At 39.6% G+C, this 13,746-nt stretch carries 8 protein-coding genes and 1 pseudogene; 1 reads left to right on the plus strand and 8 read right to left on the minus strand.

What is annotated here, in order from left to right; all coding sequences use genetic code 11:
• Positions 1-653: 653 nt before the first annotated feature.
• Positions 654-3,500 (plus strand): TonB-dependent receptor domain-containing protein, encoded by a 2,847-nt coding sequence (locus MTN96_RS35920; protein WP_248534725.1) that lies wholly within the window; start codon positions 654-656, stop codon positions 3,498-3,500.
• A 106-nt stretch (positions 3,501-3,606) separates the two neighbouring features.
• Here MTN96_RS35920 and MTN96_RS35925 read toward each other — a convergent pair whose 3' ends face one another.
• The 8 genes and pseudogenes from MTN96_RS35925 to MTN96_RS35960 form a co-directional block, all read right to left on the minus strand.
• Positions 3,607-5,385 (minus strand): sugar phosphorylase, encoded by a 1,779-nt coding sequence (locus MTN96_RS35925; RefSeq protein WP_004586493.1) that lies wholly within the window; start codon positions 5,383-5,385, stop codon positions 3,607-3,609.
• 24 nt (positions 5,386-5,409) lie between these two features.
• Entirely contained in the window at positions 5,410-6,633 is a 1,224-nt protein-coding gene (locus MTN96_RS35930) for a hypothetical protein (protein WP_029771978.1), read from the minus strand.
• Positions 6,626-8,371, minus strand: a complete 1,746-nt coding sequence (locus MTN96_RS35935) for an HAD-IIB family hydrolase (RefSeq protein WP_248534727.1) — start codon at positions 8,369-8,371, stop codon at positions 6,626-6,628. The genes MTN96_RS35930 and MTN96_RS35935 overlap by 8 nt, the downstream gene beginning before the upstream one ends.
• Positions 8,372-8,507: 136 nt before the next feature.
• Complete coding sequence (locus tag MTN96_RS35940; RefSeq protein ID WP_138684643.1) at positions 8,508-9,746, minus strand: uracil-xanthine permease family protein; 1,239 nt, start codon at positions 9,744-9,746, stop codon at positions 8,508-8,510.
• A gap of 9 nt (positions 9,747-9,755) precedes the next feature.
• Positions 9,756-10,388 (minus strand): uracil phosphoribosyltransferase, encoded by a 633-nt coding sequence (gene upp / locus MTN96_RS35945; RefSeq protein ID WP_004586497.1) that lies wholly within the window; start codon positions 10,386-10,388, stop codon positions 9,756-9,758.
• A 144-nt stretch (positions 10,389-10,532) separates the two neighbouring features.
• Complete coding sequence (locus tag MTN96_RS35950) at positions 10,533-11,492, minus strand: ecdysteroid 22-kinase family protein (protein ID WP_248534729.1); 960 nt, start codon at positions 11,490-11,492, stop codon at positions 10,533-10,535.
• 373 nt (positions 11,493-11,865) lie between these two features.
• Entirely contained in the window at positions 11,866-12,840 is a 975-nt protein-coding gene (locus MTN96_RS35955; RefSeq protein ID WP_248534731.1) for a transposase, read from the minus strand.
• Positions 12,841-13,066: 226 nt separating this feature from the next.
• Positions 13,067-13,324 (minus strand): annotated as a pseudogene (locus tag MTN96_RS35960) (transposase); the annotation flags it as partial.
• Positions 13,325-13,746: the final 422 nt, after the last annotated feature.

Below are 13,746 nucleotides of genomic sequence, written 5' to 3' on the forward strand. Positions count from 1 at the left end.
ATGTATAATCTCGCTGAGTACGCTTAACGTCTTTAGTTTTAGTGGTTTTCATAAAATAAGTCCTAAATGTGTAAACAGATTTCAGGACAAGACATTAACCCTCCCTAGAAAGGCCCTTAATTGGGCCTTTTTTATTTTTTTAGATGAAATTTACTCAATTTATTGTTTTAAGATACATATAACTGTTTCATCATGTTACTTTTTCGGGGCCAAACGACACAAAGTAATTACATTAAAAACACATTAAAGCTCACTTTCAACTCAGCAGTTCAATTTACGAGCAAAACATAGTTAAGCCCCACGCCAACTTCAAAGCCATTAAAAGATTAAAAAACAAACCAATAAATCAACCAAACGTAAACACACCTGTAAAATAACAAAAAATGTAACACTAAGCCCTTTTAACCCTCATTACCATTAACAAAACCCGAGTGATTTATTGTTGCGTTAATACTAACAAGCGGCAACTTTAGACAATTTAATAAAGAGTTAACTTACTGAAAAAGCAAAAATTACGACGCTTCTATTCATTGTTTCAGCATGCAATAATCGCCGGCCCTATAACAAAAGTTATAGGGCTTAGGCTAAATGCACTGTGTATTTAGCTAAAAGATAATGTATTTAGTTATTATAAAATCTCCTTTGGGAAACACATGAAACGTCATAATTTACTTTCTACTAGCATTAAATGTGCATTGATTACTGCTGCTGCAACAGCGAGTAATTCTGTGCTTGCACAAGATGAGCAAGCGACAAAAATTGAACGCGTTGAAGTAACGGGTTCGCGTATTTTACGTGAAGGCGCTATTGCACCGGCACCAGTAACAGTTATAAGCGGCGAGCAGCTAATTAATACTGGCGCTGTAAACATTGGTGAAGCGCTAAACAACTTACCAGCACTTGGCAATACATATTCAATGGCTAACTCAGGCCGCTTTATTGGTACTGCTGGTTTAAACATTCTTGATTTACGTAACATGGGTACCGACCGTACCTTAGTACTTGTAAACGGTAAACGCCACGTATCAAGTTCAGCGGGCTCTCAAGCTGTTGATACAAATACTATTCCGAGCGTCTGGGTTGAGCGAGTAGAAATTATTACTGGTGGTGCATCAGCTGTATACGGTGCTGATGCGGTTACAGGTGTTGTCAACTTTATATTAAAAGACAACATTGAAGGTATGGATTTTAGCGTTACCCGTGGTTTTGCCGATTTAAACAGCTACAACAACGAAAAAGCTACGTTCTCGTACGGCTCTAATTTTGATAACGACCGTGGTAATGCCGCTTTTGCTATTGAGTACTCAGGCCAAGATTCATTAAATGCACTTGACCACCCTTGGACTAGCACATCTTTTAGCAGCTTACCTAACCAAGCCCAAACGGATGAGAACAAAAATAGTGCTGACTTTCCTGATGATATTTTAACACCTAATGCGGGTTATTTCGCCATCAATGATGCAGGTGTTTATGCACTTGAAGATCCAAGTAAATTTATTAATAGCTTTAACCCGGATAGCAGTGCTCGTGACTTATACATAGGCAATAACGCAGATCCATATTCATGTGCAGAATGTGACTTTTTTAACCTAGGCCAATTTGAAGAAATACAACCTGAGTTTGAGCGTTACAACGTAAACTTTAAAGTTAACTACGATGTTACCGACGATTTAAACGTCTACTTTGATGCAAAATACGTAAACAGCCAAGGCGAAAGCATAGGTCAACCTGCGTTTTTCTTTTTTGACAGCGACAACAGCATTAAAATTGATAACCCTTACCTAGACCCAGATATCAAAGCGCGTATGCAAGAGGAAGGCGTTGATTCAATCATGATAAACCGCATGATGAGTGACCTAGGCCGCCGCGTTGAAAATAATACCCGTGAAACAACCCGATTTGTTACAGGCTTAAAAGGGACTGTCTTTGAAGACTGGGAATTAGATACATCAGTTGTGTATGGTCAAACTGACTTAGAGCGCGAAAATGGCGCTAATATGATTTTAGCCAACTACTTTAATGCCCTTGATGCCGTTGAAGATGCAGATGGCAACATCGTATGTCGCAGCGCTGCAGCACAAGCTGATGGCTGTGTACCGGTTAACATTATGGGTTTTGGCGCACCATCTCAACAAGCGATTGATTACATAAATACGGTCTCTGTAGGTACATCAACTATTAAGCAAACCGTGGTTTCTGGTTCACTTGCCAATGGCGCTATTTTTGAATTACCAGCAGGTTACGTAGGTGTTGCATTTGGTGCTGAATACCGTAAAGAAGAAAGCGAAACAAAAGAGCCAGATAACGCAGAAGGTACATTTTTTAACGCTTTAGGCGAAGATAAAGGCTCGTTTAATGTGCGTGAAGTATTTTTTGAAGCAACTATGCCTATTTTAACTGACTTACCGCTTATTCAAGATTTAGTATTTGATACCGCAGTACGTCATGCTGATTACAGCACAATTGGCGAAGCAACTAGCTGGAAACTAGGCCTTGATTGGACTGTTAACGATGAACTACGTGTGCGTGTAACGCAATCTGCAGCACTTCGTGCGCCTAACATAAGTGAAGTATTTGGTGCAGCAAGCCAAACTTTCTACAATGTAGAAGACCCGTGCCGCGCTGAAAACATAGCTAATTTATCAAATGCAGCAACACGCACCGCAAACTGTGCTGCATTAGGTGTTGCAAGTGACTTTAACTCAGGTTACGACTCAGCCTCTTTAGATGGCTTAACAAGCGGTAACCGTGATGTTAAAGGTGAAGAGTCTACAAGTACAACGGTAGGTATTGTTTATCAACCAGAGTTTTTAGAAAACGCTGTGCTTACTATAGATTACTGGGAAATTGATCTAGAAAATGCAATTGACACAATCGACGCGCAAGAAATTCTTGACCGCTGTGTTGATAGCACAACAGGTATAGACAATCAGTACTGTAATTTAATTACACGTAATGCCAGTGGTGAAATTTCGCTAATTCAAAACTCAGTGCTTAACGTAGCTGGTCAAAAGGCGTCTGGTGTTGATTTTGAACTAGGCTATGACTTTGATGCGCTTGAAGGTAGCTTTAAAACACGTTTAATTGGTACTTACCTTATTGAACGTAAAGATTACCCGTTCCAGGATGATCCTAGTTCATATATTGAGTACGCAGGTACAACTGGCGAAGCGAAATGGCAAACTAACCTATCGGTTAGCTATGCAATGGATAACTTTTATTCAACGGTTGAAACACGCTTTATCAGCGAAGTTGATTTATACACAAATGTAGAGCTTGCGAGTAACTCGAACCCAAGTAACCAAATGTCTTACGGTAAATACTTTATTACCGATATGACAGTGGGTTACAACTTCGATAGCGGCTTAGGCGTTAAAGTAGGTGTTGATAACCTATTTAATCGTAAACTTCCGTACGGTACACGCGGGACAGGCGAAAACAGCGCAAGTTACGATAACATAGGCCGCTTTGGCTACATTAACTTAAGCTACAGCTTATAATTAGTAACAACGTTTATTAATTAAGTTAAAGGCTCGCACTGCGAGCCTTTTTATACCAATGCGCTTAAGTTAAGTGATCTATTTTGCAAATTGGTATTACTGCACTTTATTTAATATTACTTAACCATACACTTTGATAAGGCTCTAACTCTATAGTGAGTTGATCCTCGGTAATTGTTTCATTAGCCACTAAATCAAACCACTGCTGGGTATTAATTAAGTTTAAATCTGCAAGGGTAAGTACTTGTGGTTTATCACTTATGTTATAAACACAAAATATACTTTGGCGCCTGTCTATACTTTGCCGCCAAAACCCAAATAATCCCCCCGCTAAGTGCAGCGTAAATTGCGTGGCATTAGGATGAAATGCGCTTTGTTTTTTTCGAATACCTAATAAATGCTTAATACCATTAAACACTTTGTGATGATGGCTATATTTATCACCTAAAGCCGATAATAGTTTGGACTCTTGCCAACGATGACGGTTAATTGCACGGTTATGCTGTGAGTTTTCAAAGCGTTCGTAATCGTTCGTTGTGCCAAGCAAACTATGAATATAAAGCCCAGGGATCCCTTCAAGCGCAAACATAATGGCGTGTGCACACATAAATCGCTCAAGGCCAAACTTATCTTGCCCATTGTGCGTGCCTTGTAATGCATCAAAAAGTGCAATATTTAGTTCATACGGTGTGTGCGTACCATCGTTACTGGTGCGCATTGATACACGCCCGCCAAACTGCATAGACGTACTCACCAATGACGCCACTTCGCTTGGCTGTAACAAACCTTCTATTGGCCTAAGTCCAATGCCATCGTGCGAGGCAATAAAGTTAAAGTATGTGGTGCCGTTTTGCGCAGGCGGCATACTCATCATCCAATGCTTTATGGCTGTGCTATCTCCACTGAGTAATGTATGCAGTAATAAAGGCGGTAAGGCAAAGTTATAAATACTGTGGGCTTCGTTAGCGTTACCAAAGTAAGAGAGGTTTTCTTGGTTTGGTATGTTTGTTTCGGTAATTATGACAACGCTTGGCTCAGTATGCTCTATTAGGGTGCGAATAAGCCTAACTGCTTCATGCGTTTGCGGTAAATTAATGCAATTTGTATTGAGCTGTTTCCATAAAAATGCAACCGCATCTAGCCTAAACAAGCGCACACCATTATCTAAATAATGACGAATAATACTAATAAACTCTTTTAAAACTTCCGGGTTACCAAAATCAAAATCAACTTGGTCGTGGCTAAATGTACACCATACATGTTTTTCGCCGCTTGGTGTGGTTACCGTATTTAATAGCGGTGACGTACGCGGGCGTACTACATTAGATAAATCATCGGTTAAACTTGCCGTTTTAAAGTAATCTTTGCCGGGGTCTAAATCGTTTAAAAAGTTTTCAAACCATACACTTCGGCTAGAGCAGTGATTAATCACTAAATCTGCCATTAGCTTTACATCTTTGGCAATATTTTTTATATCTTGCCAATCCCCTAGCGATTCATTTACTTGCACGTAGTTCATTACCGCAAAGCCTTCATCAGAGCTATACGGGTAAAATGGCAATATATGCAAAGCATTAAGCTGCATATCGCACTGCTCTTTTATAAACCGGTGCAAGGTTTTAAGCGGTGCTTCTACAGGTTTTGCAACAGCTTGATCTCCCTCATCGTGCTTAATAATAGAGTCGCCATAGGCTATTAATATAATATCCTGCTCGTCCCAACGGTTAGTATGGGGTGTGGGGTCGCGCAGCGGGCTGTCGCCTAAAATTATAGTAATAAGCTGCTCAGCCAGCTCTGTAATACTTAAGGGCAGTTCAACATCTTTATAAATAATATGTAGATGTTGCTCTACCCGCTGTAAAAATAATTCACTTACTGTATTCACACGCGCCCCTTATTATTGTTTTATTTATTCACTAAATTCTTTATTATCAAGATCAACCGCTTCTCTTAAGCGCTCAAAAACATCTGGCATGGCCGATACAACACGGTTCCAACTTGGCACAAATGGCGCTTCCATTGGGTTATCTAAAAAGTGCTGACCTGCTTCCATAACATTTTTGGCAAACATTTCTACGGCTTTTTCTTCTTGGTGCACATCTAAGGTTAAACCATTCATCAGTGCATCGTTATGATACGTTTCTATAAAGTCTAAACCAATACGGTAGTAAGTTGCTTTTAAAGAACGAATTGTTTCGCTGGTAAAAGTAACCCCTTGTGTGGCCAATTTTCTAAATAGTGCCTTGGTTATGTCTATCGACATTTTAGATAAACCGGCGTTTTGGTCATCAAGAGAAAGTTCCTGATGCTTATGATCGTAGTTATCAGCAATATCCACTTGGCATAAGCGATTGTGCGAATAATTACGGTACATTTCACTTAGTACGCCAATTTCAAGGCCCCAATCACTCGGAATACGAATATCGTTTAGCACATCACGTCTAAACGAAAACTCCCCTGCTAACGGGTATCTAAAGGTATCCATATATTCTAGGTAGTCGGTATTGCCTAAAATAGTTTTGAACGAGCGTAATAACGGCGTTACTAATAAGCGCGATACTCGGCCATTAATTTTGCCGTTTGCAGTACGTGGGTAAAAGCCTTTACAGAATTCATAATTAAAACGCGGGTGCGCTACAGGGTAAATTAAGCGCGCTAACAAACCTCTGTCGTAAGTTAAAATATCGCAGTCGTGCAGTGCTATCGACTCTACCTCTGAGGTGGCCAATTTATAACCCATGCAATACCACACGTTTCTGCCTTTACCAAGTTCACGCGGTGCAACGCCTAGCTCTTGTAATTCTTTATCAAGCGCTTGCAAACGAGGACCATCGTTCCAAAGCACTTTGTGGTTTTGGTTAAGCTCTTTAAAAAAGCCTAAAGCATGGCGGTATTGTGACTCGTCTGCCCGGTCTAAACCTATGGTAATTTGCGATAAATAAGGAACCTCTCTGAGTTCTTTTACAATGTTTTGCAGCGCTGGGCCTTCAAGCTCACTAAACAACGAAGGGAGTATTAACCCCATTGGCCGTTGCTTACTAAAACTAATTAGCTCTTCTTCAAGCGCTTCTACCGGTCTATCGGCGATATTGTGTAAGGTTGTGATGATGCCATTTTGATAAAAATCAGCCATGTGATTTTCGCTCCTCAATAGTATTTAAAATGCTGCTAATACAAGGCAATGTGGTTATTTCTTCAATCCAACCCAGTGGAGCGGGCGATTGCGAATAACGCGCCTTGTTATGTGTTAACTTAACCGGCTTTTTACTGCTTGGGTTATGTATGATAATGGCGATATCAGCTTGCTCTAGCATCTGCTTATCGTTGTCACTATCACCTAGTGCAATTACCGTGAGAGGCTTTCTAAAATGTTGTGAAATTTGTTTAACTAACCACTGCTGTGCAGCGCTTTTATCGGTGTTTTTAGCAATATGTATAAACCGCCCGCCTATTTTTATGTCGTAGCCGAGAGCTTTAACATCGTTTACAAACGCATTTAGTAATTCATCGCTTCCGTGCCAATAAAGTGGGTCTGAAAAATCGCGTGTTTGAGCGCGCCTTGCTTGCGCTTCATCAAGCCCGGTGAGGGATGATATTTGCTCGCTCGACAAATCACTAAATAACTTATAATGCGATTTATATTCGCTGCTTAAGGAGTCTAAATCACTAAGTAAGTTAGATAAGGGTGATGCAAATGCATAACACCAATACGCCCCTACTTGCGTGCAGCCAATGGGTTTAAGCTCAAAATAATCTACGGGTAAATAAGCCGCCGCGCCATTTTCAACAATAAAAGGTTGTTGAATATTAAGCTCGTTTTTAAGTTCAACCACTTCGCAAAATGTTTTACTCGTATTAAACACCACAGGAATGTGGGCTGCTTGTAAGTCTTGCAGCAAGCTACTGATATTTTTAGTGTTGTAATCGGCGTGATCGAGTAACGTGCCATCTAAGTCGGTAAATATAATAGGTTGCAGCGTATCGTCGCTGGTTAAGTGCATAGCACTAATATCGCGATTACTATCAAGCTCTATAAGGGCATTAGCTTTAGCGCTTAGGGTGTTTAAGTTTTCGCGAGTAATACGCTCAAAATGAGAAATAAAGTGCACCAGTTGCTCATCATTCATGGTGCCATCGCCCTCGCCTTTAGCGGCAATAAGCTTTTGCTCTTGCTCTTGTCGCCACTTAAATACATCTTCAAAGCTCGGCGCTTTAAGCATCACCGTGTAATCTATTTTACTAAACACACTTTTGTATTCATTTGCTAGGCAACTGTTTACACAACGACGCCACACGCCTTCTTTATCGTGCTGTGTTTCTAACTCGTTTATAGGCTCACTTAAAGAAAATAACGGTTGTGGCTCACTGCCTACGCACCAGCCTTCTAAAATAATAATATCAATGGGTTTATTGTTACATTGCCATGTTTGCTCGGGGCTGCAATCGTCGTGATGCTTGTCAAATTTAGGCAACGGCACGCCAACCTCTTTTGCAAGTAACCGGCTTATGGTGGTATTCATTAGCCCTACATCGTGGGTGCCAGGCACACCGCGGGTGGCAAATAATGGGTGTACGTCTTTGGCAAGTCCTTGGCGGTGCGCTTTAGATAAGTAAAAATCATCAATAGAAAGCGCGACACTGGTAAACAGCGTGTTGTTACTAAACCAAGTAACTAAAAAATCTGCGAGGGTGGTTTTTCCTGAACCTTGGCATCCATTTATGGCGACAAAAATAGGGGTGTTATTTTTTTTTGATTCTAGAATATCGTGTGCAAGCGGGATAAAAAATTGCTCACTAAGGTACTGATACTTTAAAGGCAATTGGTGCTTTGCTAAAAATGGGGTTATATCCACAATACTGGCCTCTGACATAGTAACTCCTTATATTATGAAGTAACAAATGCAGGTACTAGACCACTATTATTTTTATATAATAATTAGTAACTTACAAAAATAGCGCAATTAGCATGCGCTATTTTGGTGCGTAAATTTTACATACAGTGCAAAATTAATCAGTTTCTGGTTCGGCTTTTGGCAATACTAAGTTAAGCACAATACCTAAAATGGCGCACAAGCTAACCCCTTCTAAGCTAAATTGGCTGCCCCCAATGTGCATACCGCCAATACCGCATACTAATATAAGTGCCACAATACTTAAATTACGGGGTGCAGTTAAGTCATCACCAGATTTAACCAACGTATTTAAGCCCACTACCGCAATTGAGCCAAATAACAAAATCATTATGCCGCCCATCACAGGTACAGGAATAGTTTGTAAACCAGCGCCCATTTTTGCCACAAAGGCCAGTACCACTGCAATTACGGCAGTCCACATCATTACTTTAGGGTTAAAGTTTTTGGTAAGCATCACTGCGCCAGTTACTTCAGAGTAAGTAGTGTTTGGCGGCCCACCAAATAAAGAGGCAGCGGCAGTCGCTAAGCCATCACCAAATAAGGTGCGATGTAAGCCTGGTTTTTTTAAAAAGTCTTTATTGGTTACTTGGCTAATAGCCATCATATCGCCAATATGCTCAATAGCAGGTGCAATGGCAACAGGCACCATAAAGAGAATGGCTTGCCACTTAAATTCGGGCCATGTGAAGTTTGGTACAGCCAACCAGCTGGCTTCATTTACGCTACCAAATTCAACCACACCCATTACCAGTGATAAAACATAACCCGATATAACACCGGCTAATATAGGGATCAGCTTATATACACCTTTGCCCCACACAGCAAAAATAAGTGTTACAACAAGAGAAAACAGCGAAATAATAATGGCTTTATCGTAAGCAATAAGTTCAATACTGCCGTCGCCACTTTTACCCATTGCCATATTTACCGCTACCGGTGCAAGGGCTAAACCAATCACCATAATAACGGGGCCGACGACCACAGGCGGCAAAATTTTATGAAGTGTTGCCACCCCTTTAAATTTAACCAATAGCGCTAACAGCATATAAGCACAGCCAGCGGCCATTAAACCACCCATGGTGGCTGGTACGCCCCACATTTGTACTGAGGCAATAATAGGTGCAATAAACGCAAATGATGACGCTAAAAATATAGGCACCTTGCCTTTCGTCACTACCTGAAATAATAAAGTACCTATACCCGCTGTAAACAAAGCGACACTTGGGTCAAGCCCCGTTAATAAAGGCACTAACACTAACGCACCAAATGCTACAAACAACATTTGGGCGCCGGTTAAAATGGTTTTTATAGAAAATGTAGAATTATTTTGCACTGTTAAACCTTAGTAAACCGTACCGAAAATTTTGTCACCTGCATCGCCAAGCCCTGGGATAATGTAACCCTTTTCATTTAAATGGCTATCAACTGAGGCAGTAAAAATCTCAATATCAGGGTGAGCGGCTAATGTTTTTTCAACGCCCTCAGGTGCAGCAACCAGTACAATTACTTTAATGTCTTTACAGCCTGCTTTTTTAAGCATATCGATTGTAGCAATCATAGAGCCGCCAGTTGCAAGCATTGGGTCTATAACTAAGCTTAAACGCTCATCAATATTGCCTACTAACTTTTCAAAGTAAGGCACTGGCTCAAGCGTTTCTTCGTTACGCTCAAGGCCCACTACACTTACCTTAGCCGCTGGGAGTAATGACATTACGCCATCCATCATGCCAAGGCCTGCACGTAAAATAGGCACAACAGTAATTTTTTTGCCTTTAATGTGCTCTACTTTTAATTTGTTGCCGTCCCAGCCAGTAATTTCGTTATCTTCTAACTGTAGGTTTTTAGTTGCTTCGTAGGTTAATAAGGTACCTACCTCAGAGCATAATTCACGAAAGCTTTTAGTACTTATACCGTGAGCGCGCATTAAGCCTAATTTGTGTTGAACTAGAGGGTGTGAAATTACGTGAATTGACATGATAAAAACCTACTGATACTAGAATTGGCGGTATTTTATATTAAAAAAGGTCATTTGACCTGCAATTTTAAATAAGTTTTCATAGATCGTGCCAAAATGTATTGATTTGCTTGATATTTATGCAAGCAATACGCTAATTTATGTTTATAAGTTGTTATCTGATAACGTTAAATTTACTTGCGCCATCATGTAGCTATTTATTTTAAAATGAGTTGGGCTCCAACCCGCTAAAAAACGATAAAAATCGGCCCAAGCTAATGGCCATAATGCATGCCACCTTGCAATTACGTCATCGGCATTTATTTGCGGTTGATACACTAAAAGCGCATTTTTTAATTGGCTAAAGTAGTAACGTAAATACTCATCTGCGCAGGTATGTAATTGCTCGTCGCTTAAGCAGCTGGTCATAAAATACATTACATCGCAAATCCCTACCCCAGCCCCTACATACTGAAAGTCATAAGCGAGTATTTCACTTTGCTCATTTGCAGCAAAGTTGGCGAGCTTAGCATCGCCATGTATCAAGGTTTTGTAGGGTGATGCTTGCAGTGTTTTATCAATTTTATGAGCCGCATTTTTAATATCGGACTTTTTGTCAGCGCTTTGTTTTAACTTAATAAACTCATCTGGCCGTGTGCTCAAATGCCAATAGTTCCCTTGTTGCCATAAGCCCTTTGCTGGCTTATTTAAATTAAAGGCATGAAAAAATGCTAACCAGTTTAGTATTGCCTTTATATGCTGGGAGCTTGCTTGAGCAAAACCATATTGAGTAAAGTTTTTAAATACTAACGCATAATCATCACCATCATTAATTGCATTAATACAGGTAATACTTTTAGCGCTTGTCGGTAAGTACGCGCTGTATAACCTATAAAAATTATATTCAACTTTATAAGACTGCTGCTTTCTCTTTAATGCAAATTCGCTTTGCTTAATTTTTGGATGGTTTATGTGGCGTGGTATTTTAATCGCTTTAATAACACATGGCTCAGCATCAAGTATGCACTCGACAATACTGCCACACCCGCTCCAAAGCGATGTTAGCGTATTACCAATTTCAATGTGTTTAAAATGAGACTGTAAAAGAGGAAGATAAAATGCCATAGCTATATTAAGTCATTAAGTTTTTTATAGTTTAACATTAGAAGGTATTTTTAATAAAACGATAGCATTCATAGCCCCTTTCTTTTTAAAGTGACACCCACCTTAATTTCTACAAAGTGAATTACAAAAAGTTAAAGTTACCTAATGAATTTATGTTTTTTAACTGTCCAAAAAAGCCTTTCTTGAAGTGACACCCACCTTAATTTCTACAAAGTGAATTACAAAAAGTTAAAGTTAACTAGTGAATTTATGTTTTTTAACTGTCCAAAAATAATTTGAGTTTTAAAATAGAGGTATTACTAAATAAAGCTCAAATGGCAGCCACAAAAAAACCTACATTATGTAGTTGGAGTGCTCAAAAAGTGATTTGGCTCTAAGCGAATAACTTTGCGCAGTTACTGATATTCGCTCGCCGCTTTCGGTTTAAGTTTTCGCAATACCCTTCTTGTGAGGCAGGCCTGCCCACTGCACCATGAAATACGCGCGTAAATTGTGTGGTGAGTTTTAACCAGTTTTCTGATGATATATTAAGCCTTTCTAACAAAGGAAGGGTCATATTATCTATATGCCCGTGCTTATCCTCTCGCATTGCTCGCCCTGTTAGCTCAACGAGTTCAAGGTACGATTTAAGCTCAAACGGCAGCCCTTTAGGCATAATTTGACGTGGCATACCTGCAAAGCGAAGTAGTTGTTTTGGCTGCTTGCCTTCTTTTGCACATATTAAGCGTACTTGAGCGCTGGTATGGTCTGACTCTTCTGGCGTGTTAGCCATCTTGGCTCTAATGGGGTTTAATTCTACATAGGCCATACACGCTGCAAGTGCTGCTTCATCAAGGAGTGCTTGCGATTTGAATCTACCCTCCCAGAACCTCCCTGTGCAATTATCTTCTTTATTTGCTCTACGCGCTATATTTTCATTTAACAGGCGCATAAACCAGCTGATACTTGCTAAACGTTCTCGGTATTGTTTTACCGTTTGATTGAAAAAAATGAGTTCAACTTTACTTAGCTTCTCGCCTTGTATGAATTTTTGCGTTAACAATGTGCCTTTACAGAGTTTATGCCAGCGAATAACAATCGCTTTATCATTCAGCCTATTTGCTTTTTTATCATCTACATACAGTACTAAATGGGTATGATTGCTCATTACGGCATAAGCGCACACATCAATACAAAATACCTTAGCTAATTCACCCAGCTTATCTTCAACCCATCCTCGTCGATGCTCGTAAGATTGACCAGTGAAACGGTCTTCGCCACATAAAAATGCACGACGAACACACCGTGAAATACAGTGATAGTATTTTGTATCAACCAAACTTACTTGTCGCTTTCTTGCAATTGCCATATGACACTCTGCTTGTTTTTTACACTAAATAAAAGCTAGCCTCTAATTGCGTTAAGTACAAAATTTAAGATGGGTGTCTTGTTTATTATTGCTCTAAATAAAAGCTAGCCTTTAATTGCGTTAAGTGCAAAATTTAAGATGGGTGTCTAGTTTATTACCCAAATTTGTATGCTTATCAGCATAACATTTCTTTCTTTATGGGTGGCCAAATTAACTATGCCACTACAAGCCTATTTGCTTTTTTATCATCTACATACAGTACTAAATGGGTGTGATTGCTCATAACGGCATAAGCGCACACATCAATACAAAATACCTTAGCTAATTCACCCAGCTTATCTTCAACCCATCCTCGTCGATGCTCGTAAGATTGACCAGTGAAACGGTCTTCGCCACATAAAAATGCACGACGAACACACCGTGAAATACAGTGATAGTATTTTGTATCAACCAAACTTACTTGTCGCTTTCTTGCAATTGCCATATGACACTCTGCTTATTTTTTGCACTAAATAAAAGCTAGCCTCTAATTGCGTTAAATGCAAAATTTAAGATGGGTGTCTTGTTTATTTGTTTTTAAAATGAGACTGTAAAAGAGGAAGATAAAATGCCATTGCTATATTAAGTCATTAAGTTTTTTATAGTTTAACATTAGAAGGTATTTTTAATAAAACGATAGCAGTCATAGCCCCTTTCTTTTTTTAATGCGACACCCACCTTAACTTCTAAATTACAAAAAGTTAAAGTTAACTAATGAATTTATGTTTTTTAACTGTCCAAAAAAGCCTTTCTTAAAGTGACACCCACCTTAATTTCTACAAAGTGAATTGCCAGATTCAAGGTCGAAGTGCACCACCTTTACTAAACTATAAGTTCAGGAGGTGTGCCATGGGTACCCAATATTCA

Source organism: Pseudoalteromonas sp. 2CM28B (assembly GCF_023161935.1).